The sequence below is a fragment of the Candidatus Nitrospira salsa genome, assembly GCF_965152625.1.
This window is the reverse complement of the sequence record NZ_CBCUCO010000001.1, coordinates 304,715-330,158: the sequence shown is the minus strand read 5'-3', so window position 1 is coordinate 330,158 and position 25,444 is coordinate 304,715. Positions and strand designations below refer to the sequence as shown.

Sequence of the window (25,444 nt, the reverse complement as noted above, 5' to 3'; positions counted from 1 at the left end):
GTTACCACTTTAAGATATTAATTTCGTCGACATTGGTGGCAATCTTTCCACGGAAGACGACGATGATAATGGCAAGCCCGATTGCGGCCTCTCCAGCAGCAATGGCAATGATAAATAGAGCGGCCATTTGGCCAGCCATCGATTCGAGATAATGAGAGAAGGCCACCAAATTGATATTGGCGGCGTTCAGCATGATTTCAACACACATGAGGACGACGATGAAATTACGCCGGACCAATACGCCAACCAGGCCTGTCATAAAGAGGACAGCACTGACGACGACATAAGCTTCAACAGGTATCATAAGTCAATCTTTATGAGATCAGAGTTCGTCCGTTACTCGGGTTTTGGCTCAATGGTCGATGGTGTTTTGGCCAGGACAATGGCACCAATAATGGCGCCGAGCAGAAACACTCCGACGATTTCAAATAACAGTAAATAATCACTGAACATCGTAATGCCGATGGCCTGGCTTGGTCCTGTTGCGAGCAGCACTTCCGGTGATGCGGTTCCCTTGACTCCACCATAGGGCGACTGTAATAGCAGGAACAAGAGTTCACAGAAGATTCCAACGGACGCAAAGAGTACCAGCGCATATTTGCGATGCAGATGCTGTTCTTCAGTTTTGAGGTTGAGTAACATTAAGACAAAGAGGTAGAGGACAAGAATGGCTCCTGCATACACGATGATTTGAACGGCGAAAAGAAATTCTGCATTGAGCAGCACAAAAAGTCCCGCCACATGCAGTAAGAGTGTCAAAAGGGCGAGTCCGCAGTGCACGGGATTTCGAAAGGCCACAGTCATGACCCCGGCCACGATACTTACCGTGGAAAAGTACGCAAAAAGCAACCACATCATCGTGAAATCTTAAGGATCCTGAGATTTTTCAACAGGGACAGGGAAATGGTAGCGGTAAGCGATACTCTCTTCCCCCTCTTTTTCTTGGTTATGCGCATAGAGATATTTTTTGGCGTCATCGATGTATCGTTCGCCAATATCGTACAGTCGCTCTTTATCAAAAAGGAGGGTCCGCTTATCGTGTGTGGAGAATTCGTATAGCTTGGTCATGGCTAAGGCATTAACCGGACAGGCTTCAACACAATAGCCACAAAACACACACTTGGTAATATCGATATAGAATTCCGTGGCATACCGTTCTAGGGGGAGAGACTTGTCTTCTTCACTAATGACTTTGATGCAACGAGACGGGCAAGCGGCTTCGCAGAGATCGCACCCGACGCAACGTTCCTTGCCGTCGTCGTAACGCAACAGCCCTAGTGCGCCACGGTGAGCATCAGGGATCGTTCTTTTTTCTCTGGGATATTCAAACGTCATGGGACGATGCAGCATGTGTTTGAACGTGACTTTCATCGCATCCCAAATTTCGCGAAAAAAGACGGCATCGAGGATTTTTTTATAAAAACTATTGGAGTTCGTCGCCATCAAAAAGTCCTTAGTGTCGTGCTTCCAATGTTCGTGGTATCACCTTAAGATGTGAGCATCGGTTTTCGAAAGGGTTTAGTAAGTGAAACATTTCATTGTTTTGCTATGAATTTAAGGAAACGACACTATTTAAATCAAACTTTTTCCAGTGTGACCTGAGCAAGTTTAAAGTACGGTACGTGAGTCTCCGGATCGACCTGCATTGGCATCAGATCCTTTACTGGTGGATCGTTGAAATGTTCAGGAATGCTGCAGCTTCCTGGCATGACAGTCAGATCCGACTTCACGCCTAACTCCACACTCATGGTATCGGAAGTCACACGAACCCGATCGTGAGATGAAAGTCCGAGTTGCTCGATATCTTTGGGATGCATGGACAATTGTTTAGAGTTCGGAGCAATCGCCATGAGTCCTGAGGCTTGAGTCGAAAGTTTTCCGGAGTGATAAAGCAGTTGAATCATCTTTAACGTAAACGGTCGTGGAGTCTGATCTTGCTGAGATGATTGGTGATAGCGAGAGGGGACTTCATTCGCATACCCATTTTGTAAATAGGCTTGAGGGTTGACCTCGACCTTGGGCGGTTGGCCAAGATTGTAATAGCCCGGCATGACCTTCATGATTTCTCTCTGAATATCGTTGGTGGATTCAAACTCAAGTGAAGTCCCGAGACCGTTCGCAATGCCGGCCATGATATGCCAATCGATGGCACTTTCACCAAGCGGATCGAAGATGGGTCGAAGGAATTGAACTTTTCCCTCCTGATTGGTCATCGTTCCATCCTTTTCAGCAAATGTCGTGGCTGGAAACACGATATGAGCGAGTTGACCGGTTTCCGTCATAAACGGGTCCTGGCAGATCAACACTTCCAAATTCTTGAGTGCCGCTTCCACTTCACATGAAGCCGGAAGTGTCCCCAACGGGTTTTCGCCGACGACATAGAGTGCTTTGATTTCACCACTTTGGCATCGTTTGAGAATGTCTAAGAGGGATGCTCCTTCTCCCACAGGCGGAAGTTCCGTCAACCATGAATTGGCGAATTTCTCTCGTGCCGCAGGACTGTCATAGGCGAGTCCGCCAGGAAGAAACTCAGGGCCGACTCCCATATCAATGGCCCCTTGCTCATTGGCTTCTTCTGTAAACGTGTTAATGCCGCAACCGGGTCTTCCAATTTTTCCCGTGATCCACAACAGATCGATCAAATTGAGTACGTTATGGTATCCGTTGGTCTGACGGACAATTCCCTCACCGCAAAAGATAATGGCACGATCGGCCTCAGCAAAAATCTTCGTGACTTCATTGATGTGAGAGACAGAGGTCCCGGTCTGCTCAGCAATGTGATCAAGAGAGATCGATTCAGTCGCTTGCTGTAAGGCTGCAAAGGCTTGAGGCGATTGTTTCACCACATCTTCATCAACGAAATCTTGCTGGATCGCCGATTTGACCAATCCTTGGACAAACAAGCCTTCAGTTCCCGGTTTCACCATGGTCGGATGTGATGCCAGTTTTGCGATATTGGTTTGCGCAGTGTCCACGACGATAACACGGGCCTTATAGATGCCTAAGGCCGCCTTGACCCGGAGACTGGCGACAGGATTGGTTTCTGTTACATTTGAGCCAACAAGCAAAATGGCTTGCGCACGTGTAATTTCTTCAGATGTATTCGTCATGCGAGTGACCCCAAGCGCATGCTGCACGGCACGAACGAAATTCACATGCCCATACCGTGCACTACTATCAATGTGATTCGTACCAAGAACTGTTCTCATGAACTTTTGAAAGACGTATAAGTCTTCATTCGTGCATCGAGCCGTGATGATGCCAGCGATCGCTTGTTCGCCATAGGTCTTTTTGATATAGGCCAAACGTCCGGCAGCGATATCAAGTGCATCAATCCACGGTGTTTCTGATAAGCCGGATTCAGTGCGCACCAAGGGTAATGTCAAGCGAGTTTTGCTGTCGATAAACTGGAATCCAAAACGGCCTCGTACACAGAGTCCTCCATGCCCATTCACGGTATCGTCTCGATCACCCCATTTATTTTTCCAGGATAACGGTGAGGTGACGCGCGTGACTTCCGTATCTTTTGTCTCGACATACATTTGGCATCCGTCACCACAGTAATTGCAGGTGGTGGTCGTTTTTTTGAGCTGCCAGGGCTTATAGGCATACTTTGAATATTTATTGGTGATAGCCCCAACGGGACAAACAGCCAGGCAATCTCCGCAAAACTCGCATTCCAGAGCTTGATCGCCTTTTGCGACAACCTGAGTAAATCCACCTTTTTTCATGAATTGCAACGCATCGATACGTTGGACGTCCTTGCAAATGTTAATGCACTCAGCACAGGCGATACATCGATTCATATTAAAATCGAGGACGAGACTGCGTGTATCTTCAGGGATATTCTTTTGCTTGGCGTTGGCCAGGTCGGTGACACCGTGTTCAAACGCCATGTCTTGGAGTTCGCAATGACCGTCTGCATCACACACCGGGCAATCAAGGGGGTGAACAGAGAGATGCTTTTCCACACCCTTCTTCCGAGCCGCAAATAAATCCTCACCCTCCGTTCGAATCACCATGCCGGCCGCCGCCTTGGCTGTACAGGAACGGACAGGGGCTTTTTTGCCTTCCTGCATAACCAGACACATTCCGCAGGATCCGAATGGGTCAAATGTATAGTGATAGCACATGGCCGGAACAATTTTCCCTGTGCTTGAAATGACATCGTAGAGTGAGACGCCCTCTTTGGCCGTCACGGTCTCCCCATCGAGTGTGAGTTCAATCGTTGCAGCTTCTATATCTGGTGATGTAACTGGTTTCAATCCCATAAGTTCACCTCTTTGCACACATGAAAGATTTGAATTTCAAAGTGCAAATATATTACGTGTGCCTATTCCATCCTTCACTGTGCATGTATATTTTTCACCGATCGCATTCACCCATCACAATATCATACGTTCCGAAAATGGTGATAGCATCGGAGATCATATATCCGCGTGACATATTATCGAAAGCGCCCATGTGAATGAACGATGGTGATCGAATCTTCATCCTGTAGGGTTGGCCTCCACCGGTACTCACAATATAAAACCCGAGTTCACCTTTATGGGCTTCAGTTCCGCAGTAGATTTCTCCTACCGGGGCATCAAACCCTTGAGAAAAGAGTTTGAATTGTTGAATCATGGATTCGAGGTTTTTAAAGACTCGATCCTTGGGAGGTAATGTCACACTTGGGACATCCGCCATCACAGGCCCTGGCTCCATTTGATCCATGCATTGTTGAATAATTTTGATGCTTTCCCGCATTTCTTCGATTCGAATCCAATATCGATCGTAGGTGTCGCCATTTTTCCCGACGGGGACACTAAACTCACATTTCGGATACGCCCCGTACTGTTCATATTTCCGCAGGTCATAATCAACTCCTGACCCTCGAAGCGAAGGACCGCTGAGCCCAAAACTCAGTGCCTCTTCAGCGGAAATAGTTGCGACCCCGACGGTTCGAGCTAGCCAAATACGATTTTTGTCGAGAAACACCACATATTCATCAATCTTCGGCGGGAAATAATCCACGAAGTCTCGAACTTTTTTGATCAATGAATCGGTTAAGTCTCGTTCCACGCCTCCAATCCGATACCAACTCGTAGTTAATCGTGCTCCGCAGAGTTCATCAAACCAATCCAGTAAGATCTCGCGGTCGCGGAACGTGTAAAAAAAGACCGTCATAGCCCCAATATCGAGGGCTTGCGTACCCAACCAGAATAGATGTCCAATAATTCGTTGGATTTCTGCGACAATGGTTCGAAGGTATTCCGCACGGTCGGGAACCGTCATATCCATCAATTTCTCAACCGCTCGACAATAGGCAAAGTTGTTATACATCGCGCACACATAATCCAGCCGATCCGTGTGCGGGATAAATTGATGATAGGTACCCGCTTCAGCTAATTTTTCTACGCCACGATGTAAGTAGCCCATCACTGGAGTGGATTTGACAATCCGTTCACCTTCAAGCTCTAAGATCACTTTCAACACGCCGTGGGTGCTCGGGTGTTGAGGACCCATATTGAGAAGAAGCTCTTCTGTCCGTAGAGTCGGAAGCGACTCGGTTTCAGGATGTTCGGGATCGACCTTGTAGATCGTTTCCCGTTGGTCTTCCATGCGGTGTGCCATATCTTAGCTCGTTGCTCGTAATTCGTTTCTTGTCGATCGTACTCTATAAAAAATTAACTACGGCTTTCTTTTTATGCGAAATACGAATGACGATTCACAAGAGACGTTTTTTACTCCTATGCTGGATCATCCAAGAAATCAAAGGTGTCTCGCCAGCCTTTTCCTTGAAGAGGGAAGTCTTTGCGAAGGGGATAGCCCTCTGGGTAGTCGTCAGGCATCAAAATTCGACGAAGATCGGGGTGATTCGCAAAGCGAATGCCCATCATATCGAAGACTTCCCGCTCCATAAACTCAGCGCCTTTCCATAAGTCAACCATCGAATCAACAATACAATCGTGTTCAGGAACCCTGGCCTTAATGCGAACACGATGCCGCTTTCGGATAGATTGGACTTCATAGACGACTTCAAACCGTTCCTCTTCGTCAGGCCAGTCCACGGAACTGACATGAACCATATAATCGCAATCCATGGCTGGATCTTCACGAAGAAATTTGCAGATGTCGTGGAGCGTTTCCCGTTTCACGGTAATGGCCAGGTCTCCCCGCCATTCCTCAGCTTTGACAAAACCCTTGGGGAATTGTTGTTGAATCTGTTCGGCTATTGCATGCATACAGTCTGTCAGTCTTCGCTCGTATACCTTCTTTATTTATTACTAGACTTTGACCTGCTCAGGCTGTTTGGTGAACACGCGTTTTTGCATGATGCGATCTTGAAGCTTCAAAATGCCATCAAATAACGCTTCGGGTGTCGGCGGACAGCCTGGAACATAGATGTCCACAGGCACAAAGCGATCGACGCCTTGCACCACACTATAGCTGTCGTAAATATTGCCAGAGGTCGCACATGATCCCATGGAAATGACATATTTGGGTTCAGGCATTTGGTCGTAGACTTTTCGAATCACCGGTGCCATTCGACGGCAGACGGTGCCTGAGACAATCATGAGGTCCGACTGTCGAGGTGAGCCCCGAAATACGCCGGCCCCATACCGGTCGATATCGTATCGTGCGGACACAGCCGCAATCATTTCAATGGCACAACAGGCGAGGCCAAATGTCATTGGCCACAACGAGCCTTTTCGAGCCCAATTCACGGCTTTTTCTAACGTTAACGTGATAATCCCGAGATCACCGTCTTTGTCAGGCTTTCCAATTTGTACTAATCCCATTCTAGCGCCCCTTTTTTCCAGGCATATACATAGGCCACCACAAACAGCCCAATAAAAATCATCATTTCGATGAACCCAATCAACCCAGTTTGCTTAAACGTAATGGCCCAGGGATAGAGGAATATCACTTCAATATCAAAAATCACAAAGAGCATGGCAATGACATAATACCGAACTGGGAACGGCATGCGTGAGTCTGAAAATGGTTCGCTACCGCATTCATAGGTGCTGAGCTTTTCCGTCTCCGGGTATTTGGGCTGGACTAAATACGATAAGACAAGGGTCACCACACCAAATCCAAGGGCAATGACGATAAAAACCAGAATCGCTGAATAGCTGCTAAGGTATTCTAAAAATAGGTCAAAACCGGCCAAAATATGGACCTCCATAAAGTCAAAAGGCCGTATTCCTCTGAGAATCGTGCATCGTAGCACCTGAAAAATTTGCTAATCAATGGAACAAAAGACCTAAGCCTAGCCAAATAGTCTCAATATAGCTGATTCATAAGACTTTTTTAAGGTCATAGAGTTTAGAAAAAATGGAAGATTTAATGTGGGAGAGATGAATGGGGCTAAGATTCACTTATTTGAATGCTCAGGTTTTGAAAATATTATTGATGGATACTATTCGCCAGGCCTAGGCTTCTGCAAATTCTGACACAAACGGGGCGTGGTCGGACTCTGGATATTTCGTATCGAATCTGAAAGGGAGGCTTTCGTCATGAAGGTTCTCATTATAAATCATGGCACGCATAAAGAACGGTACCAGTGACTGTGAGATCACCATATGGTCCAAAAGGTTTCCCTGTCCGTGATGATAGTGGCTAAAACGAACGGAATCAGGGATTGAGAGACTGCAGGGAATTAACACATTTGCCCGTAGATTGGGGTTATCGGTATTTTCGACCTTTCCACAGATCGCTTCGACCGGGACTTCGCCTGGTTCGCCATTGAAATCTCCGCAGACAATAATTTTTGCGTCAGGATTACTCTCAAGCAAATCATCAATGACCACCCGTGTCTCCAGTGCTTGTCCTACGCGCTTAATGGCTGAAAGAAAGCTTCCCTCAGCCCACCCGGCCGCACTATTCCATAAAAATCCGTCTTTTTGCCCAGGAACGGGTGTTCCGAGTCTTGATTTCAGGTGCAGGTTCAGCACGTGTATTGTGCCAAGTTGAGGATGTTGAATATCTGCGTGCAAGATTGGACGCTCCCATCCCACCTTTTTCGCCTCTGGTTCCTTGGGTATGGCAGTGACCCGTCGATAAAGCAGTTCGTCAATGCGCGTATTTCGGTATTGTTCTGATGCCGAAATGGGATATCGCGACAAAATAACAAGGTTTCGTTCATTATAGGCCTCTCCACCAGCGGTCACGGTATGGACCCGGTGAAACATCTCATATTCCGTTCCTTGCAGCACCGCGTCCAATGCGGACAATGACCGTTTCGGGTTATTGGACGTATGTTCCGGGAGTTCTTGACCATGAACTTCTTGTAAGCAGAGGATGTCGGCATTGAGGCGCCGAAGTGCTCCACGGAGAATGGGAGCTCGAACTTCCAATGGCGGGTTCTTGTCATCCGATTTGTCATCAAGGTTTTCGATATTGAACGTGGCCACTCGTAACATCTTCATTCCCTCCTCGTTTGCTTTATCGAGAGGTCAAAGGCGTGTGAATACTCGTTGTCCACTTCACTGTCATATGGCTGTACAGACAGGTTCATGCCTTGAGCCTCACTCGTTGCTATTAACCAACAGCAAGAAGTGATCCCATACTGAATATATAAATAACTAATTGATTTTATTTGAATTTTTTTGGGTGGATAATGAGTTTAGACAGGAATGTTATCGAAAGAGATACAGGGGTATATCTATTTCTGATACTTCTTGCGGTGTCGTTAGTCTGTATCAGTTGTCATTGAGGTGTCGGACGACACACCGTTATTTGGCAGTGTTTGCTTTGAGGATTTTCGTAACATTATCTCTGCTGCTGGAGGATTGCTGTCATGAATGAGCAACTTGAACAGAATAAAAAGAACGCCATGGGCTTCTACGATTTGATGTTTAATCAGTGCAAGTCATCCGAAGACATAGAGCGGTATGTTGGCGACGTCTATATTCAACACAACCCTCTTGTGGGTGATGGGAAAGAAGCTTTCATTGAGTTTTTCGAAAATATTGCCAACAAGTACCCTGGCAAGCGAATTCAATTTAAGCGAGTCATCGCTGAAGGAAATTATGTCGTTCTTCATGGTTATCAAGAATGGCCAGGGTATGATGATTATGCGAGCATCGATATATTCCGTTTTGATGAACGTGGAAAAGTCGTGGAGCACTGGGATGTCTTACAAGTCATTCCCGAGACATCAGCTCACGACAATTCCATGTTTTAATTCCCAAAAAGGAAGTGGCAGGTAAAGAAGTCGCGACGGTAGATTTGCTGTAAGCCACCTACAGGGAGGGATACTCCAAATTATACTTCTCAATCCTCATCTAGACTTTAAAGAGAAACTCACTGAGTTTTCTGATGATTTTATGTTTCTTCAGATTCTTCGGAGCGGTCAGGGCCAGTTTTATTCATATTGGAGGAAGGCATGCGGAGTTGTTTGGGAGGCGATGATGAAGAGGAATCTTCCCATTCGTCAGAGAGGGGGTAGACCGCTTTGGCCTTACTGCGCCGATGGATTTGCGTATTAATCCGTTTCTTTGGTTCAGAGGAGCCAGTAGGTTGAGCGTTGTCAGATTTTTCTTGGTTGTCCATGTCATGTCCTATTGTCCAGCATTAGGAGTCGGGGCCGACCATAAAGGAATTTCCGAGGGTGCGTCCTGTAAGTCGCTATTGTCATAGGGTTTTTCATTGCCTGTCAGCCCATCTTCATAAGAGTCGACCCATATTTCACCTAACTCTTGTTCAAATCGTCCATTGTTATTAAGGTCGATCCAATAGAACAACGGGTCCGCCACCGTAATGACCGAAGGGGTTCCATAGTCATCGAGCCAAACCTTGTACGTCCGCCTGGCCGTCATGTAATTCACGGCCCCTGATCCGGTCATATCAAAGCGACGAAAAAACATATCATTCCGCCAGTCGTAAAACGCTTCTATTTCTCGTTTGTCGAATTCATCGGGCTCTTCCGGCAGTTGGTTTTTAGGTTGCTCATCGAGATTCCGGTCAGGTTGCATGTGTGGAAAAGGAGGCGGTGTGACGACGGGGATAAGAGATGGAGCGTGTTTTTTTAAGATTCCTCCGCGTGCCTCAACCTGTTGTATGCCGATTCCCCCAAGCAGTACCCCACCTAATCCAACTGAAAAAACTAGGACTAGCAAACGTAATAGGACAGGCATTCTTTGATGAGGAAGTCCAGTGCTCATAATAGCAATAGTCTATCAGATTTGGAGTTGGCTAACCTACTAGGGCGCTTGTAATGAAAGCCGCAAGATGGGCTTATCACCTCTTTGATGAGTGTATTCGTAGTCAGGAACATCTTGACGATTGAGTTTTTCCCGCTACACTGACAGTCGCGGAAGTCAACGGACCTTATAGCCAGGTAGGTGAAGAGAATATGGATCCAGTGACACTCATCCTCGGTGCATTCATGGCCGCGGCTGCGGTCGTGGGCAGTGAGATGGTCAAAGATGGCTATGAAGCGCTCAAAGCGAAACTCATGGAGCGAGATACCGAAGAAAGTGATATCGAAGGTGCGATAGCGGGTGTCGAGAAAAAACCGCAATCAGCTAGCCGACGCGAGGTGTTGCGTGAAGAATTGGAGGCATTCTCGTTCAAAGAAGGTGACCCAATCATTCCGCTGGCTCAAGAATTGTTGGAAATATTGAGAAAAGAACGACATCTTTCACAGGAAACATATCAAGCCATCCTAAAAGGCAGCGGGGCCATTGTGCAGGGAGAGGGGGCGATGGGAGGGGGGGAGAAATCTGCTGTTGTCCGAGAAATGAAAGACAGTGTCCAGACGACTGGTGACCATAGTCCGGCGATTCAGGCAGGAACATACATTAATGAACAACACGTCCATTCTCCTGGCGTGGCTGTGGCCGGTAACGTCTTTGTGGAGATCTATAATTTTTATCAATCGCCAAGTGGAGAAGGCCGCCTGACAGAGGATAATTTCAAACAGCGGCTGAACAGGTATCTTTCTTGGGTTAATGATCGTTATGGAAAGGCAAGATTATGGGGTGCTGAACACACGTCAAACCGACAGGGGCAACCAGTTAAAACCCTGCCGAACATTTTTATCTCTTTAAGTCTTCGGCAGGCCCCCCGAAGAAATTCGGAGACGGCGACCACACATCTGAAGCTTACCAAAGGTCACCTGTCTTCATCTCAATTTGACGAAAGCGAAATGCGTCATGGAGAGGGGAGCCTCGTCGACTCTTGTGACGTATTAACCCTCCACGATCAAGTGGCGATTATCGGCGGGCCTGGTTCGGGAAAAAGTACCATCCTGTCATATCTTGCGGCAGGCCTCGTGGCAAGCGCGACGGGTGAAAAATTACCAACCGATGCTCCCCCCATACGATTTCCCGAAGGTAAACATGCACTCATTCCGTTGATCATACCGCTGCGATATTTCAGAAACTATCAACGGTTGTGTGATGTCACGCCGTCCGAACAATTACTGACTCCCGATTTGGGGACACTGTCTCATTTTATCTTTTGGCATCTCAAGAAACATTTTCCCGGTTTTTCCGAGTCCGAAGATTTCTTTGCCAGGCTGTTGCGGGGCGGAGGCTGCCTGTTAATGCTCGATGGGTTGGATGAGGTGGTCAGCCGTGAGCAAAAAGGAATCATCCGGCAACAGATCGAGGAACTCTATAGCGATTTTCCGGGAAATCAGATTCTCGTTACGGCTCGCGAGGTTGGCTATCGGGAGAACGCCGTATTTGGCGAGGATGTCTTGCGACTTGATGTCCAGCCATTAAATAATGAACAGCTTTCTGCTCTTGTGTACAAGTGGTGTGGTCAGCTTTATCCAGGGGAAGTTGAGGCACGAAGTCGGGAACTCTGTGATGCGATCCAGCATATTAATAGCCTGAGGGCTCATCGAGACCTTCTGCCCCTGGTAAACTCACCCCTCTTAACAACCATGGTGGTGAGTGTGAAATGGGGGGACACCGAATTACCTCGTGAACGAGCGAAGCTCTATGAGGCGTGCGTCAAGGTCATCTTGCAAGCCCAATACGTTCGAGAAGATGAGGCGCGAAAGGAACTCGTGGAATGGGGTGGTCCGTGGGAGGCGCAACGCAACTGGTTAGCTAAGCTGGCGGTCGAAATGCATAGCGGCGGTCGAGCAGGGGCCGCTGTTGCGGAAGAACGCGTCAAAGAGATCCTCGGCACCGAACTTTCTGAAGAAGTGTTGACTCAGTTGCTGGTGTCAGTTCGACTGCGTGGTGGGCTTTTAGAAGAGAAGGCCGAGCTTTTCCAATTCCTGCACCTGACATTTCAGGAGTTTTTGGCTGCGCGTTGGCTTGCGAAGGAGCGAGAGCACGCTTTTTCTGTGTTGCAGCCATATGTGAATGATCCCTGGTGGCGAGAAGTCTTTCTCCTGATTTACGGCATTGCGCAAGTCGATTACTCGCCTTTTGCAAAAAAGTTTCTGAAGTGGCTATCTACCGAATTTGGCAAAGGAGAAAATGCTCTGGCTGGGTCGGAATTGGCAGGGTCGGCCTTACTCGAACTGGAACAACCCGATGAAAAACTCAAGCAAGAGCAGGCCAAACTGTTACTTCATCTTCTCACTAACCCATCGATGGTCGCATCGGGAACATTACGTGTGCGGGCGGGTGATACGCTGTCTCGACTCCACGACCCCCGATTTCGGGAGGATGCCTGGTTTTTACCGAAAGAGAATTTACTAGGGTTTGTGGAAATTCCCGAAGGTTCGTTTACAATGGGATCAAATGAAAACGAGGGCTATGATCGCGAGCACCCTCAACATAAAATCAATGTATCGACCTTTTACATGAGCCGATACCCTGTCACCGTGGCCCGGTTCAAAGCGTTTGTCGACCAAGCACAATATGTACCCCGAGACCCTGAATGTTTAAAGGGTGTGGCAACACATCCTGTCGTTCGAGTAACCTGGAACGACGCGATGGCCTATTGTACCTGGTTGACTCGGAGATTGCGGGAATGGGCTGAAACTCCTGAATCTCTTGCCACACTCCTGCGAAACGGGCAAGGTGGCAGCCCTCGATGGATTGTCACCCTTCCCAGCGAACCGGAATGGGAGAAAGCGGCCAGAGGAACGGATGGGCGAAACTTTCCATGGGGAGAGGAGCCTGATCCCACTAAAGCCAACTACCGGGAAACGGGCATCAACACCACGAGTGCCGTGGGTTGTTTTCCCAGTGGTGTCAGTCCGTATGGAATGGAAGACATGAGCGGCAATGTCTGGGAGTGGACGCGCAGTCTGCACGGGAACTATCCATACCCATCCGATGACGAGGGCCGAAGGCAACGAGAGGATCCGAAGAGCGAAAACACCCGTGTGTTTCGTGGCGGGTCGTTCGTCAGCCCTGAGGGCAACGTGCGGTGTGCGTACCGCTTCCACGACCCCCCGGGCGGCAGGAGCCTCGATCTGGGGTTTCGAGTCGTGGTGTCCCCATGTTCTGGACTCTGACCTCTGTCTGCTCTGAACTCTGTGTCTCTGATCTTTGCTTCTCATTCTTCCCTCTTTTTGTGCTTTCAACTACACATGATTGGCAGACTTCCTGGTATAACGAGGTTGCCATGTTTGCTGATGTTGTTTTTCCTCAACGCCGCTATCGAGTGTTCACCTATCGGATTCCTGTGCGTCTGACAGATCGGGTTCAGGTGGGCAGTCGCGTGCTGGTTCCGCTAGGGCGTTCCTCTGCACAAGGACTCGTATTTAAATTATTTCAGGATTTCGCTGCCCAATCTGTGAGAGAAGGGTTCTCTCGGCATGATCTCCGCGAAGTTACCGCGATAGTCGATGCACCCTCAGATTCATCTCTGAGCCCGGTGTTGCTGCAATTAGCCAATCAAGTCGAAACCTATTACCTTGCTCCTCCAGGTTCCGGTCTTCGACTCATTCTCCCGCCAGTAGCCTCGAATCGTGTAGCTAAGCGCGTCGTGCTTACGGAGGAAGGAAGACTGGCGATGGGGCATGCACGACTTTCTTCCGATCAATCCGCGATCCTTGCGCGTTTGGCAAAGACACCCAAGGGCTTAACCGTTGCAACGCTTCTGAAAGCGATCAATGGCAACAAGGCCGCCTTGACTGGGCTCAAGCGTCGGAGGCTTATTCAGGAAGTCGAATGGGTGCGAGATAGTCCAGAGAACGCCATCGAGACACCGAATGTTCGCTCTGCCGTCCTAAGTTCCTTGGAAGATTCTCGGACAGGGGGCCGTGACGTCGTGCCGATTTCCAACGTCATGCATGCCGATGGTGAGGTTTTATGGTTGGAGCAGGTTCGCCTGGCGCTTTCAACTCGACGAAATGATGAAATGCTTCTTCATGCGTCACAGTCTATCCGAGAAAGATGCCTAGGCAACGTTATTTGGGAAACGCTTTATCATCAACGTACAGTGCTAGTGCTTTGTCCAGAAGTGCAACAGGTTTCACGTGTCGTCGAGAGGTTGAGAGCAACATGGGGAGAGCGTGTTGCGGAATATCATGGTGATCTTTCGGCACAGGGTCGGTCTCAGGTTTGGCAGTCCATTCAGGATGGCCAATGTGATGTGGTGATTGGGACGCGATTGGCTATTTTTGTCCCACTTTCGTTTGTCGGTGTCATTTGGGTTGATCAAGAAGAAGATGCATCATTCCAAAATGAACAAAGTCCGTATTATCATGCACGAGATGTTGCAAGGATGCGCGCTACATTAGAGCCGGCGCTGCTGGTGCTTGGATCTTCCCATCCTTCGGTCGAAACGTTTTCTCAACTAGGACAAGTTGAGGAGGCCAAGAGGGTTCAGGAACACCGTGTTCGAAAACCTGTCAACATAGAAGTCGTGAATTTGCGTGAGGTTCAGTATGGAGACATTCTGTCACAGAGAATGATGAAAGGAATGAAACGGACATTAGAAGACAAAGGACAGGTGATCTTATTTTTAAACCGTAAGGGATTTTCCCGTTCATTGACATGTAAGGATTGTGGGCATGTTCCGCAATGTGTACGGTGTGGAGTGGTGCTCATATTATATCAAAAGCCGGCTCGTCTGCGGTGTTCGTATTGCGGGGCTGTTCAGGTTCCGCCGATGGTGTGTCCTGAGTGTCAATCGGTTCGACTTGAAGCCTCGGGATATGGAACCGAACAACTTGAGGCCGTGGTTCAAGAGAAGCTTCCTCATGCCCGTGTTGCCCGCTTTGATCGAGAAACGGTCAAGACTATCTTACAGGAAAACACGATCCTAAAGGATTTTCATAACAAGAACATCGATATCCTCATTGGGACAGAACTGCTGTTTCATGTTGACCCGTTTCCATCCGTGCAATTTGTGGGAATCCCTAATGCTGATGGGGGACTGCACTTTCCGGATTTTCGGACAGCCGAGAGAGCGTATCATCGTTTGGTCGAGGCCGTACAGTTGGTGAATGAAGAGAATTCTGCCTCTGAAGTTGTCTTGCAGACATTGCTTCCCACGCATCATGTTATTCGATCAGTGTCGGAACGTGATTCGTCGGTGTTTTACAGGGAAGAGCTGCAGATCCGTCACGCGCTGAATTATCCGCCATACTCGAGGCTAATCCATATCGCCATACTCGGGAAAATATCAGATCGCGTCAAGAAAATGGCCATGTACTGTCGAGAGCGACTCTTGGCTTTGGGTCAGCCGAAAGGAGGGGACGTGTCGGACTCCAAGTCGAAAACTGAAATGGACGACAGCATCTTAGGGCCGTTGCTGTCTCCGCGTGCAAAAGATCCTGAACTCACTCGCTATATTTTGATCGTGAAAGAATCAGATTGTGAACGCGAACACAGTAGGGTGCGACGCATGCAAGAAGAGCTTGCGGAGGCACTGACGCATGAACGGCTGAGCATGGAAATTAAAGTTGATCCTGCAGATATGAACTAGGAAAATTTCTCGTCGCTCGTCGCTCGTCGCTCGTCGCTCGTCGCTCGTCGCTCGTCGCTCGTCGCTCGTCGCTCGTCGCTCGTCGCTCGTCGCTCGTCGCTCGTATTTCGCGGAAAAGTCCTTCAGTTTCTTACGAGATACGAACGACGATTCACGAGATATGTTTTTCCCTCTACGAGATACGCGTTCTGACGAACCAGATATGATTCACAAGCGGCGCGTACACTTTTACCGTTTCCTTTTGGATTTTTTCTGATTTTTCGTGAGGGGAGTGGGTGGAGCTGACGATTCAGGAAGCGGCGGTTCTCCTCGGCTTCGTTTATAAATGCCATAGGCGAACGTCATCCAAAATACCCCGGAAAAGAGGCCAAATAACACTGCGGTAAAGATTCGTTGAAGGTCTTCAAGGGGCGGTTCAGGGCCTAATGCTTGAAGGTCCATCATTTGAATGACCGGCCAGGCTAAACTTTCTACACCTAAAATCAAAGTGGCGGCTGTCCAGATGTGTGCAATCGTTTGAAAGCGCCATGCCAGAAGTCCTGCCACGCCTAATGCGATGGCGAGGCCAAGGGGGAGCGAGAGTTCGCCAAGAAGCATCCAAAGCCCGATAGTGACAACCAAGCTTCCGAGTACCGCATTAAGATTTAACCAAAGTGTTCGATTCACAATTGTATTCACTCGTGAAGACCAAATTCGTGAAACGTCGTTCATTTATAGGAATGCGTTGCTCGTTGCTCGTATTTCGTCTCTCGTGTAAGAATCTCTTTGGTTTTTACGAGATACGATTTTCCCTATACGAGCGATGAGCCTATAGCCGATACAATTAACTTCCGTACCCTTGAAGCGTTTGATACCGCGTTGAGAGTCCGTATGGTTAAGCGGGAACGTAATTAGATTCGCTATAGAGAACGAAACGGTACGATAACATACGAGAGACAAATCCTTCAGATTAATCTGATTGATTAGAGAAAGATTTTCTCTAAGGATCGGAGAGGACTAGTTTTCCGAAAAGGATTGCTTGGCGAGTGAGACTTCGCCTGGGTGGAGCAAGAGGAGAGAGTCCGCTTCGAGCGGATCCTTATGGAAAAGCGCATAGATAAGGAATAACTGCGGAGTGGGTTCAGGAGGAAACGCGAGTAGTACAGGAACTTCGACGAATGCCGCCGGTGATTCAAGGCCGGCAAGACGTAATCGAACGGCTATGAGTACGTCTCGGATGCGATTTTGTAATTCTTCTTCTGATAAATCAGTTGAAGGGCAGATTCCTCGTTTCCATAAGGGCTTGGTCATGCCAACGGCTAGCTCAAGACCAATACTTTTCGCTTCTTCGGACACATCCATAAGATAGCCGGCTTCTATGGCTTCACGACGAGAATGAATCTGTTGTATAGATTGTTCATCGACGAGTTCGATCTCGGCCGTGGTGTGTTCCCCGGTCGCCACATCGACTTCATTCATTGGTACTGGGACCAACTCTCTTGATTCTTCAAACGTTTCAGTGTTTGGATCAGTGTCGGTAGTCGTCATCGATGACTTATCCAACGTGGCCAAAATTCCGTCATACACGGCTTTTGCAGACTGAGACCACTTTGGATTAAATGGCAATCCTCGGAATGCGGCTTCCGATGCCTTTTTTTCATCATGTGTGAGAGGCCGAGGCTGTGTCATGCTTTACAGTTAATCACTCTTTGGCTAGTTGTCAAGGTTCAAGAAACAAATAAAAAGTTCTTCCATAGAGTTAGTATACCACGATTGCCTCCGATATTTCATGACGAACCTGAAATCAATGCGATTTGGGGTGATATGTTCGCCATGTGATTCACAAGATTAGTCACACTTGCATCCATCATTTCCATAAGAGGGCCGGGATACAGTCCAATCCATAATACGAGGATGGCTAATGGAATTACCGTAGCTAATTCACGATTTGATAAATCAGGGAGAGCTTTTGCGGCTTTGGTGTTGGCTTCGCCTAACGCAACTTTTTGTAACATCCACAGCATATACGCTGCGGCTAGGACAATGCCACTCATAGAAAAAAGGACCATCGCGAAACTTGTCGAGGATGTTCCAACGAGCACCAGAAATTCACCGATAAAATTGCAGGTACCGGGCAGGCCGAATGCCGCAACGGAAAACAGGAAGAAAAACGCCACAAATTTGGGCATGGGTTTGTGCAAGCCGCCATAATCATTAATGGCCCGACTGTGAGTTCGGTCGTACAGTTGTCCAACGGAAATAAACAAGGCTCCTGTCGTCAATCCGTGATTGAACATCTGCAAGATGGCACCTTGAATGCCCTGGCTGTTAAACACAAAAATTCCCAGCGTGACAAAACCCATATGAGAAACGGAAGAGTAGGCGACTAATTTTTTGAGATCCGATTGTGCTAACGCCAAGTACCCTCCGTAGATGATGGCAAAAACGGACAACCAGAGAATGTATGGGGCGAAGGTGACTGAGGCGTCGGGAAACATCGGTAGGCAAAATCGTAAAAATCCATAGCCTCCCATTTTTAATAACACGCCAGCCAGAATGACACTGCCAGCGGTTGGGGCCTCGGAATGTGCGTCAGGCAACCAGGTATGGAATGGGACCATCGGCATTTTAATGGCAAACGCGAGAAACATGGTCAAGAACAACCAAAATTGTACGGTAGGCGAATAAGTTTGTTCGCTCAAAACTAATAGATCATACGTGTGGCCTCCTTCGAGATAGAGACCCAATATGCCGATGAGTAAGAGTAAGCTTCCGGTCAAGCTGTACAAGACAAATTTAATGCCTGCTGTGCTTCGATTTGGACCTCCCCAGAGAATAATCATGAAATACATGGGAATCATGGTGAGTTCCCACAACATGAAAAAGAGAAAGAGGTCTAAGGCCGTAAAGACCACGATCATGGCCCCTTCAACTAAAAGAATCAGGGACATAAATGCGCGGACTCGAGTCGTAATGGAATTCCACGAACAGAGAACGCAGAGTGGACACAGCAGCGTGGTGAGAAGCACCAAGAGAATGCTGATGCCATCTACCCCAACAGCATATTGAATGTTAAACGTTGGCATCCATGCCATTCGCTCGACGAATTGCATGTCTTGTAGTGTGAAGTCAAATTGCAGGCACATGACGATGGCTAATCCAAAATTAACCAAGGAGCACCCAAAGGCAATCCGCCGAATCCATTCCTGATCACGAACGAACGCCAGCATGACAATTCCTATGACGGGAACTGCGACCATCCAACTAATCATATGATCTGTCAATAGGGTCATTGATTTATTTTTGATCTTTTAAGAGTCAACCGATCCTATTATTCCGAACCTACATTTCAGGTAATCAATATTTCATCGTTCGTCTCGACGTAGGTGTCACTTCTCGAGCATATCTTGCCAAAAAAACTGAAATGCTCTTTATGCGAGATACGAAATACGAGCGACGAGGTACATCATTTAGACTAAGATATACAACAGCCCTATTGCGAGTACCAGCCAAAACACCATGACTAACAATTGATGTTGAATGGTACGAGACTCAACCTCTTGCAACAATTGCCCTGCCGCATCGGTCTGTTTTCCTATTTGACCCAAATTTTGATCTAACCAACGAATATCAATCACTTGAGATAGCCAACGACCAAGTCCAACACTCTGTTCACCGATCCCCATGACGGCACGGTCAATGCCTTTCACATCGACGACCCTCCAGAGCCATTGGGCAAAGAGGAGAGATGACGTGGCGATCAGATGAATCGCTCTGTCAATCACCCGAACATCAATCATTCTCCACAGCAAATTGGCGAATCGCAGTGTCGGGTGAACAATATAGAATTCAATGAGTTCGTCAAAATACCCTTTGTTCAGAAATATGACATACAGGGTTTGCATGAATTTCGATCGTCTGCCTAACGAGTTGCCAGGATATTGGTGCATCAACAGAGCATAGGCCCATCCACCGATCGCGACGAGGAGTGGGAGGAAAATCCATGGGCCAAATTCTGTCACTCGTTTAGATGCCTCAACGGCAGGAATAGTCACCAATAGGGCGGGAGTGAGGAATTGTGCAAACCACGTCCATAGGGTCATGAGTATCATCACCATGATCCCGCCGCCGACACTCAAACCTAAAAGATGAGAAGGCGAAAATATTTGAGGTTGTGCGGACAAAGATAACGGGTGGTTCCTGTCATATCTGACCGGTGCATGTTGAAAGAGGGTGACGATTCCTCGAAACAGATACATGGCAGTAAAAAAGACGGTCATGAGCCCGATCACCCAGAACCCGATCTTGGCAGACGTAAAACGATGAGTCATCCAGACAGACTGATACGGATTGGAGAAAATGACAAAAGGAGGAAGGCATGCCAAGGTTAATGCCCCGGCATAGAGTGTCCATCGGGATTGCCAAGATGCTCTAGGCTGAGTTTCGACATGGTGTTGGGATTGAGTGGTTCGTAATGTATTGCCGGTCGATAAAAATAAAAATGCCTTCAAAAATCCATGTGCGAGCAAATGAAATGTTGCGGCGACAAATGCGCCAATCCCGCACGACATAATCATGAATCCGATTTGACTAATGGTCGAGTAGGCTAACACTTTTTTAATATCGCTTTGGGTGAGAGAAACAATGGCAGCAAACAGTGCCGTGATAGCACCCACGGCTGCGATAACCGTCATGGCAAATGGTGAGAGCACGATTAACGGGCTTAAGCGAATCAGCAGGAACGGGCCTGCGTTGACCATCGTGGCTGCATGGATCAAGGCGGAAACGGGAGTCGGGGCTTCCATGGCAAATGGCAACCAGACATGAAACGGCATTTGCGCGGATTTTCCCATTGCCCCAATGAGGAGACAGAGGGGAATTACCGTGAGCGTATACACAGGAAGGTCAAGGCCGATCCATCCCAACACATTAATCGTGTGTTCCTGCATGCCGTGAGCTTGAGACAAAATTTGTTGAATATCAAGTGTCCCAAATGTGAAAAAGGTCAAGATGATGCCAAATCCTAATCCGACATCAGCTACCGCGTTGACCAAGAAGGCCTTCGTGGCTGCTCGGCATGCGGATACCCTTTCTGACCAGTGTGAGATCAAGAGATACGAACAAATCCCCATGATTTCCCAGCAGATAAACAGCATGAGAAGATTACTACTGCTGACCAACATCAACATGGAAAAGGTAAACAACGCAATGACTGCAAAAAAACGGTTGTACCGGGGATCTCCAATCATGTAGCCGGACGAATAGACATGCACAACACCGCTTACTCCGGTCACCAAGAGCAGGAGCAAAACGGTGAGTTGATCAAGGTACATTCCTAAGTCAATGACAAGTGATCCGGATTGAAACAGGCGGTACAGAGAGATGGATATGGGCCCGTTGTGTAACACCTCGACGAATGCCCACATGGACAGAGCGAAGGACAGGCCAATCGCGGGGATTCCAATACGGTGTCCCTGCTCTCCCCATCGTGACCCGCCGAGCACGAGTGCTAGCGACGCGAACAGGGGGAGAAGTGGAATCAAAGTAAAAATAGACATCGTTTCACTCAAAGACCTGGAGGCAGGGCTTGATTGAGTATTAATCCAACAATGGGATCACTCCACAAGCCTAAGATCACGATGGCCGCAGAGGTAATCAGTAAACTAAACTTTAACGCAACGGGCGAGTCACCTACTTCCGTATTCGAAGCCGTCGAGGACGTTCGAAATAGAGGATCGAAAATCTTGACGAAATAGGCCAAGGTGAGCAATGTGGAAAGCAAGACTGCACCGACGGCCACATAGTTGTTGGCTTCGAGTGCACCCAGGATGATGTACCATTTTCCAAAGAATCCGCCTGTGGGAGGAAGACCAATCATCCCCATGGCAATAATGACGAGTGCTCCGATGAGCCAGGGGGCCTGTTTCCCGATTCGTCCAAGGTCTTGTATATGGCGGATGCCATACTGGCAAATTGCGATCCCGACAAAGAAAAACAATGCCGCCTGCATAACGGCGTCATTTAATAAGTAAAAGATCCCACCCGCAAATCCCGTTTGATTTCCCTGACTCACACCGATAAGAATGATGCCGATATGGGAGATTCCGCCATAGGCAAACATTCTTTTGATTTCATGTTGCGAGAAGGCGAGCACGGCACCAATGATCGCAGCCAGTGATCCAAGAATCTCAACCATTAAGAGGACTGGAATATCTTGAATCACCGCTTTCGCGCCAAGGACCCAAAAAAGGACTCTGACCCACCCGAGGAGTGCGACCTTTGTGACAAGTGCGGCTAAAATTGGAGAAACAGATTCCGGTGCACATGCGTATGCATCTGGAAGCCACGCATGAAATGGCACTAGAGCCATCTTGATTCCCAACCCGATAAACATGAAAAGGAGTCCACCAAGGACTGCTCTTGACGTGAGCAGGTGAGGAAGCTTTTCGGCCATATCCGCCATATTGAGTGTTCCGCTTGCCGCATAGAAGTAACTCACGCCTAATAAATAAAGGGATGCCCCCAACGTTCCCAAGATGAGGTAGCGAAAGGCGGCAAACAAGGCTCTTCCACCGGCGACACCCACGAGGGCATAACTGGCGAGAGCGGCCACTTCGAGAAAGACGAAAAGATTGAACAAGTCTCCCGCAAAGACAATACCTGTAAGAGCGGAGATGAGCAGTAGGATTAGTGTGTAAAAATGAACGATTCGACCACCAAGATCTTTTGGTGCGGTTGGTCCGGCAAAGATTAACGCGACGAACCCTAAGAAGCTCAAGGCTACGAGTATGATGCTGGCTAAAGGATCGGCGACCCACTCAATGCCGAGAGGGGCCGTCCATCCACTAAACGCATAGTGTATGGCTCCGTTTTCCAACACTTGCTGCAGATTCAACAGCGACAGAACGATCATGACGGAAAGCACGCCTATTGCGATCGGATGGCTCCATTCTCGATGCTTCAAGCAAGCCATCGGCATCGAAATGGCTGCAAACAATGGGAGAAGGAACAGGAGAGCTGGGAAGTGTCGACTCATTCCAACCTTTTTAAAATGTCTTCTTCGTCAAGACTTCCGTAAGTGCGATAGATGGCTGAACACAATGCCAATGCGACGCCAAGGGTTGCCACGCCGACCACAATAGCGGTTAACGTCAAGACATGTGGTAACGGGTTACTATAGTTGATGGCCTGGACCGGGGCCGTTGTGGACAGTAAGACTGGAACCGTCGCACCTTGCTTAGCACTAATCGACACAAGAAAAAAGATCACACTGGTTTGAACGAGATACATCCCAACAAGTTTTTTGACGAGATTATATCTTGTGACCATGATGTAAAATCCCCAAAGAAAAATGATGACGAAAATGAGAAAATTGGGGCGTTGAAACAGTGCCGCGATGACATCAGCCATTGGTTGAATCCTCGATAATTTCTTCGGCAGAGAGACTAAATACGATGGAGATAGCGGTAACCGCGACGTCTACGGCGACCCCAATTTGAGTCAGAATGATGCCAAGTGATCGACGTGAAGCTGTCTCAAGGCCAGGTATTTCTAAATGTGCATAATTGAGAAACTCTCCACCTCCGATCAGGCATAACCCGCCGACACCTGCAAAAATCAGCATGCCGAGACCATCTCCATGTAAGACCTTTTTTGCCAGTTGGCTTCGTGACGCATCATGACCGAAGACGAGAATGGCCAGGACCATGCTAGTTCCTAAGATGACGCCGCCCACAAATCCCCCTCCAGGTCCATATTGTCCAAAAAATAGGACATAGAGCCCGAAGAGTTGAATCACAGGTATGAGGAATCGTCCTAACGATTGAACGATGATGCTATCATGTGGCCGAATCATGAAACTTTTCTCCGCAGCAATAAACTACAGGCAATGCCGGCAGTGAAAATCACCACGGTTTCGACCATGGTATCAAGTGATCGATAATCCATCAGTACCGCGGTGACGACATTTGGGGTGTGTGTATCTTGGAAGCTTCGCTCAAGATATGTCGGGGAAATATGCGTATTGGCCGGAGAATTCGGGTCACCAAACTGAGGGAGATCCTTTGCTGCATATAATAATAAGATTCCCAGTAGCGGAAGCCCAATGAGTGCGGCCATGGGCGGAGGCGGCCGACGAAGTCGACTGTCTTTAGGAGCGGTTCCGAAGAGTGTCAATAAAAATAATACTGTGGCTAATCCCGCTCCAACGACGGCCTCGACGAATGCGACATCGACAGCTCCCAGCCATGCCCATACGAGCGATAAGAAAAAGCTATAGCATCCGAGGAGTAAAATGGCGCTCATGAGATCTTTGACTAAAATGGCTCCGGCAGCGGTGATAAGCAGGAGAATGAGCAGAGGGATTTCAAATGAAAAGGTCATGTCGACTCTCTTTCCCAAGGCTTGAGTCCTGCTCGAAGGGCTGCGCGAATCGTGGCGTGGGCAATGACGGGATTTTGAAGATACAATAAGATCAACACGGCCAAAATTTTGAAGATATTTAAATTGAAGCCTTCATGAACGGCAATTCCCATGAGCATCAGAAAGGCTCCAAGAGAATCGGTGATCGACACCGCATGCGAACGAGTAAACACGTCCGGCAACCGGACCACTCCAATCGCCGCAACAATCAGAAAAAAGAGTCCAGTGAGAATGAGAATAATGGCGAGTACGTCCATTTTACGGAAGTCCTTTTTGTTCCAAATATTTGGCAACTGCTAATGCCCCGACGAGGTTCAAGAGCGCATAGCCAGTTGAGATATCGATGAACATATCTACTCGCTCATGCACGCTCCCAATCAGAATAAGTAAAATAATGGCTTTCGTGGATATGCCATTGAGGCCCAAGACGCGATCAAAAATCGTCGGTCCTTGAAGGACACGATAGAGATACGCAACGATTAACATTGCAAGAGTGACTAAGACAAAGAGAAAGAAGGCATTCATCAGCTCTTGCCTCCATCCTCAAACACCGAAGCAATTTTGGATTCTAACCGACCGCTTCTCACATCCTCGCTCGAAACGTCATCCAGGGCATGAACGATGAGCGTTGATGCATCGACTTCTGCTGTGATCGTTCCTGGTGTCAGAGTAATAGAATTTCCTAACAGAACCACAGCCGCTCGATTGTTTAAGTTCGTTTTCACGCGAAGGAGCTTAGGCGCAATGGGAAGGTTGGGGTTAAGGATAAGTTTTGTCACATGGAGGCTGCTCTTGATGATTTGCACAAATAGCCAGGGAAGAAACAAGATGGTCTTTCCCCAGATGCGAAAATTTGGCACAAAGGGTGAGTGTCCAGAATTAATCCAGGCAACGGTGAATGACGCCGCAGCGCCTAGGCTGAGATGAATCCAATGAAAACTGCCGGATAACATGAGCCATAACACGAACAGTGCCGTCGTCTTGAGCAATAAGAATTGCGAGGATATGGGTCTCATATGATCTCCTTCACTAGAACTCTATCCGATAGTCTCACCATCACCATCCACTTATATGCCATTGAAGAGAGCCCCTTCCCTTTTCGCGGACATGCAGCGTTCGTCTACATGTTTTCGTGGTGTTGGTTAGGATTGTATTACTGGACATCTTTGATTTTGCGATTGCACGTTTGTGTGTTTCAAGTCTT

25 protein-coding genes are annotated in these 25,444 nt (G+C 48.0%); 3 read left to right on the top strand and 22 right to left on the bottom strand.

The window, feature by feature from the left end:
* Position 1: 1 nt before the first annotated feature.
* From nuoK to ACWQXP_RS01470, 9 genes are all read right to left on the bottom strand, one after another.
* A complete protein-coding gene (nuoK, locus tag ACWQXP_RS01510) occupies positions 2-304 on the bottom strand; it encodes an NADH-quinone oxidoreductase subunit NuoK (protein WP_454061064.1) in 303 nt (100 codons plus the stop codon).
* Positions 305-336: 32 nt separating this feature from the next.
* Complete coding sequence (locus ACWQXP_RS01505; protein ID WP_454061063.1) at positions 337-858, bottom strand: NADH-quinone oxidoreductase subunit J family protein; 522 nt, start codon at positions 856-858, stop codon at positions 337-339.
* A 9-nt stretch (positions 859-867) separates the two neighbouring features.
* Entirely contained in the window at positions 868-1,443 is a 576-nt protein-coding gene (gene nuoI, locus ACWQXP_RS01500) for an NADH-quinone oxidoreductase subunit NuoI (RefSeq protein WP_454061062.1), read from the bottom strand.
* 134 nt (positions 1,444-1,577) lie between these two features.
* The gene (locus ACWQXP_RS01495) at positions 1,578-4,271 is read right to left on the bottom strand and encodes a molybdopterin-dependent oxidoreductase (protein WP_454061061.1); all 2,694 of its coding nucleotides are present in this window, start codon (positions 4,269-4,271) and stop codon (positions 1,578-1,580) included.
* A 94-nt stretch (positions 4,272-4,365) separates the two neighbouring features.
* Positions 4,366-5,508, bottom strand: coding sequence for an NADH dehydrogenase (quinone) subunit D (gene nuoD, locus ACWQXP_RS01490; RefSeq protein ID WP_454061126.1), 1,143 nt, complete (start codon positions 5,506-5,508; stop codon positions 4,366-4,368).
* A gap of 224 nt (positions 5,509-5,732) precedes the next feature.
* Positions 5,733-6,227 (bottom strand): NADH-quinone oxidoreductase subunit C, encoded by a 495-nt coding sequence (locus tag ACWQXP_RS01485; protein ID WP_454061060.1) that lies wholly within the window; start codon positions 6,225-6,227, stop codon positions 5,733-5,735.
* 42 nt (positions 6,228-6,269) lie between these two features.
* The gene (locus ACWQXP_RS01480; protein WP_454061059.1) at positions 6,270-6,785 is read right to left on the bottom strand and encodes an NADH-quinone oxidoreductase subunit B; all 516 of its coding nucleotides are present in this window, start codon (positions 6,783-6,785) and stop codon (positions 6,270-6,272) included.
* On the bottom strand, positions 6,776-7,174 hold the full coding sequence (locus ACWQXP_RS01475; protein WP_454061058.1) for an NADH-quinone oxidoreductase subunit A: 399 nt from the start codon (positions 7,172-7,174) through the stop codon (positions 6,776-6,778). The genes ACWQXP_RS01480 and ACWQXP_RS01475 overlap by 10 nt, the downstream gene beginning before the upstream one ends.
* A gap of 247 nt (positions 7,175-7,421) precedes the next feature.
* Positions 7,422-8,417, bottom strand: coding sequence for an endonuclease/exonuclease/phosphatase family protein (locus ACWQXP_RS01470; protein ID WP_454061057.1), 996 nt, complete (start codon positions 8,415-8,417; stop codon positions 7,422-7,424).
* 371 nt (positions 8,418-8,788) lie between these two features.
* Between ACWQXP_RS01470 and ACWQXP_RS01465 the strand changes: the two genes are divergently transcribed.
* Positions 8,789-9,175, top strand: coding sequence for a nuclear transport factor 2 family protein (locus tag ACWQXP_RS01465; protein WP_454061056.1), 387 nt, complete (start codon positions 8,789-8,791; stop codon positions 9,173-9,175).
* A gap of 140 nt (positions 9,176-9,315) precedes the next feature.
* Here ACWQXP_RS01465 and ACWQXP_RS01460 read toward each other — a convergent pair whose 3' ends face one another.
* Together ACWQXP_RS01460 and ACWQXP_RS01455 are read right to left on the bottom strand one after the other, a co-directional pair.
* Positions 9,316-9,543, bottom strand: coding sequence for a hypothetical protein (locus ACWQXP_RS01460; RefSeq protein WP_454061055.1), 228 nt, complete (start codon positions 9,541-9,543; stop codon positions 9,316-9,318).
* An 8-nt stretch (positions 9,544-9,551) separates the two neighbouring features.
* Positions 9,552-10,127, bottom strand: coding sequence for a hypothetical protein (locus tag ACWQXP_RS01455; RefSeq protein WP_454061054.1), 576 nt, complete (start codon positions 10,125-10,127; stop codon positions 9,552-9,554).
* A gap of 218 nt (positions 10,128-10,345) precedes the next feature.
* Between ACWQXP_RS01455 and ACWQXP_RS01450 the strand changes: the two genes are divergently transcribed.
* Together ACWQXP_RS01450 and priA are read left to right on the top strand one after the other, a co-directional pair.
* The gene (locus tag ACWQXP_RS01450) at positions 10,346-13,420 is read left to right on the top strand and encodes an SUMF1/EgtB/PvdO family nonheme iron enzyme (RefSeq protein ID WP_454061053.1); all 3,075 of its coding nucleotides are present in this window, start codon (positions 10,346-10,348) and stop codon (positions 13,418-13,420) included.
* Positions 13,421-13,530: 110 nt separating this feature from the next.
* Positions 13,531-15,840, top strand: a complete 2,310-nt coding sequence (gene priA / locus ACWQXP_RS01445) for a replication restart helicase PriA (RefSeq protein ID WP_454061052.1) — start codon at positions 13,531-13,533, stop codon at positions 15,838-15,840.
* Positions 15,841-16,068: 228 nt separating this feature from the next.
* Here priA and ACWQXP_RS01440 read toward each other — a convergent pair whose 3' ends face one another.
* From ACWQXP_RS01440 to ACWQXP_RS01390, 11 genes are all read right to left on the bottom strand, one after another.
* Positions 16,069-16,506 (bottom strand): hypothetical protein, encoded by a 438-nt coding sequence (locus tag ACWQXP_RS01440; RefSeq protein ID WP_454061051.1) that lies wholly within the window; start codon positions 16,504-16,506, stop codon positions 16,069-16,071.
* Positions 16,507-16,836: 330 nt separating this feature from the next.
* On the bottom strand, positions 16,837-17,508 hold the full coding sequence (locus ACWQXP_RS01435) for a hypothetical protein (protein ID WP_454061050.1): 672 nt from the start codon (positions 17,506-17,508) through the stop codon (positions 16,837-16,839).
* A gap of 98 nt (positions 17,509-17,606) precedes the next feature.
* A complete protein-coding gene (locus ACWQXP_RS01430) occupies positions 17,607-19,091 on the bottom strand; it encodes a complex I subunit 4 family protein (protein ID WP_454061049.1) in 1,485 nt (494 codons plus the stop codon).
* A gap of 198 nt (positions 19,092-19,289) precedes the next feature.
* Positions 19,290-21,377: an NADH-quinone oxidoreductase subunit 5 family protein gene (locus tag ACWQXP_RS01425; RefSeq protein ID WP_454061048.1), complete on the bottom strand. Its 2,088-nt coding sequence runs from the start codon at positions 21,375-21,377 to the stop codon at positions 19,290-19,292.
* Between the two features lie 8 nt (positions 21,378-21,385).
* Positions 21,386-22,855: a complex I subunit 5 family protein gene (locus ACWQXP_RS01420; RefSeq protein WP_454061047.1), complete on the bottom strand. Its 1,470-nt coding sequence runs from the start codon at positions 22,853-22,855 to the stop codon at positions 21,386-21,388.
* Positions 22,852-23,229 (bottom strand): cation:proton antiporter subunit C, encoded by a 378-nt coding sequence (locus tag ACWQXP_RS01415; protein WP_454061046.1) that lies wholly within the window; start codon positions 23,227-23,229, stop codon positions 22,852-22,854. Before ACWQXP_RS01415 ends, ACWQXP_RS01420 begins: the two co-directional genes overlap by 4 nt.
* Entirely contained in the window at positions 23,222-23,674 is a 453-nt protein-coding gene (locus ACWQXP_RS01410) for an MnhB domain-containing protein (RefSeq protein ID WP_454061045.1), read from the bottom strand. Before ACWQXP_RS01410 ends, ACWQXP_RS01415 begins: the two co-directional genes overlap by 8 nt.
* Positions 23,671-24,201 carry a DUF4040 domain-containing protein gene (locus ACWQXP_RS01405; protein ID WP_454061044.1) on the bottom strand — a complete coding sequence of 177 codons (531 nt, stop codon included), beginning with the start codon at positions 24,199-24,201 and terminating at the stop codon, positions 23,671-23,673. Before ACWQXP_RS01405 ends, ACWQXP_RS01410 begins: the two co-directional genes overlap by 4 nt.
* Entirely contained in the window at positions 24,198-24,497 is a 300-nt protein-coding gene (gene mnhG / locus ACWQXP_RS01400) for a monovalent cation/H(+) antiporter subunit G (protein WP_454061043.1), read from the bottom strand. Before mnhG ends, ACWQXP_RS01405 begins: the two co-directional genes overlap by 4 nt.
* Before the next feature lies 1 nt (position 24,498).
* On the bottom strand, positions 24,499-24,765 hold the full coding sequence (locus tag ACWQXP_RS01395; RefSeq protein ID WP_454061042.1) for a monovalent cation/H+ antiporter complex subunit F: 267 nt from the start codon (positions 24,763-24,765) through the stop codon (positions 24,499-24,501).
* Complete coding sequence (locus tag ACWQXP_RS01390; protein ID WP_454061041.1) at positions 24,765-25,256, bottom strand: Na+/H+ antiporter subunit E; 492 nt, start codon at positions 25,254-25,256, stop codon at positions 24,765-24,767. Before ACWQXP_RS01390 ends, ACWQXP_RS01395 begins: the two co-directional genes overlap by 1 nt.
* Positions 25,257-25,444: the final 188 nt, after the last annotated feature.

Bases quoted from the DNA above. Each gene is read 5' to 3' on its own strand.
- nuoK (WP_454061064.1), bottom strand. From the start codon at position 304: ATGATACCTGTTGAAGCTTATGTCGTCGTCAGTGCTGTCCTCTTTATG.
- ACWQXP_RS01505 (WP_454061063.1), bottom strand. From the start codon at position 858: ATGATGTGGTTGCTTTTTGCGTACTTTTCCACGGTAAGTATCGTGGCC.
- nuoI (WP_454061062.1), bottom strand. From the start codon at position 1,443: ATGGCGACGAACTCCAATAGTTTTTATAAAAAAATCCTCGATGCCGTC.
- ACWQXP_RS01495 (WP_454061061.1), bottom strand. From the start codon at position 4,271: ATGGGATTGAAACCAGTTACATCACCAGATATAGAAGCTGCAACGATT.
- nuoD (WP_454061126.1), bottom strand. From the start codon at position 5,508: ATGGGTCCTCAACACCCGAGCACCCACGGCGTGTTGAAAGTGATCTTA.
- ACWQXP_RS01485 (WP_454061060.1), bottom strand. From the start codon at position 6,227: ATGCATGCAATAGCCGAACAGATTCAACAACAATTCCCCAAGGGTTTT.
- ACWQXP_RS01480 (WP_454061059.1), bottom strand. From the start codon at position 6,785: ATGGGATTAGTACAAATTGGAAAGCCTGACAAAGACGGTGATCTCGGG.
- ACWQXP_RS01475 (WP_454061058.1), bottom strand. From the start codon at position 7,174: ATGGAGGTCCATATTTTGGCCGGTTTTGACCTATTTTTAGAATACCTT.
- ACWQXP_RS01470 (WP_454061057.1), bottom strand. From the start codon at position 8,417: ATGAAGATGTTACGAGTGGCCACGTTCAATATCGAAAACCTTGATGAC.
- ACWQXP_RS01465 (WP_454061056.1), top strand. From the start codon at position 8,789: ATGAATGAGCAACTTGAACAGAATAAAAAGAACGCCATGGGCTTCTAC.
- ACWQXP_RS01460 (WP_454061055.1), bottom strand. From the start codon at position 9,543: ATGGACAACCAAGAAAAATCTGACAACGCTCAACCTACTGGCTCCTCT.
- ACWQXP_RS01455 (WP_454061054.1), bottom strand. From the start codon at position 10,127: ATGCCTGTCCTATTACGTTTGCTAGTCCTAGTTTTTTCAGTTGGATTA.
- ACWQXP_RS01450 (WP_454061053.1), top strand. From the start codon at position 10,346: ATGGATCCAGTGACACTCATCCTCGGTGCATTCATGGCCGCGGCTGCG.
- priA (WP_454061052.1), top strand. From the start codon at position 13,531: ATGTTTGCTGATGTTGTTTTTCCTCAACGCCGCTATCGAGTGTTCACC.
- ACWQXP_RS01435 (WP_454061050.1), bottom strand. From the start codon at position 17,508: ATGACACAGCCTCGGCCTCTCACACATGATGAAAAAAAGGCATCGGAA.
- ACWQXP_RS01430 (WP_454061049.1), bottom strand. From the start codon at position 19,091: ATGATTAGTTGGATGGTCGCAGTTCCCGTCATAGGAATTGTCATGCTG.
- ACWQXP_RS01425 (WP_454061048.1), bottom strand. From the start codon at position 21,377: ATGTCTATTTTTACTTTGATTCCACTTCTCCCCCTGTTCGCGTCGCTA.
- ACWQXP_RS01420 (WP_454061047.1), bottom strand. From the start codon at position 22,855: ATGAGTCGACACTTCCCAGCTCTCCTGTTCCTTCTCCCATTGTTTGCA.
- ACWQXP_RS01415 (WP_454061046.1), bottom strand. From the start codon at position 23,229: ATGGCTGATGTCATCGCGGCACTGTTTCAACGCCCCAATTTTCTCATT.
- ACWQXP_RS01410 (WP_454061045.1), bottom strand. From the start codon at position 23,674: ATGATTCGGCCACATGATAGCATCATCGTTCAATCGTTAGGACGATTC.
- ACWQXP_RS01405 (WP_454061044.1), bottom strand. From the start codon at position 24,201: ATGACCTTTTCATTTGAAATCCCTCTGCTCATTCTCCTGCTTATCACC.
- mnhG (WP_454061043.1), bottom strand. From the start codon at position 24,497: ATGGACGTACTCGCCATTATTCTCATTCTCACTGGACTCTTTTTTCTG.
- ACWQXP_RS01395 (WP_454061042.1), bottom strand. From the start codon at position 24,765: ATGAATGCCTTCTTTCTCTTTGTCTTAGTCACTCTTGCAATGTTAATC.
- ACWQXP_RS01390 (WP_454061041.1), bottom strand. From the start codon at position 25,256: ATGAGACCCATATCCTCGCAATTCTTATTGCTCAAGACGACGGCACTG.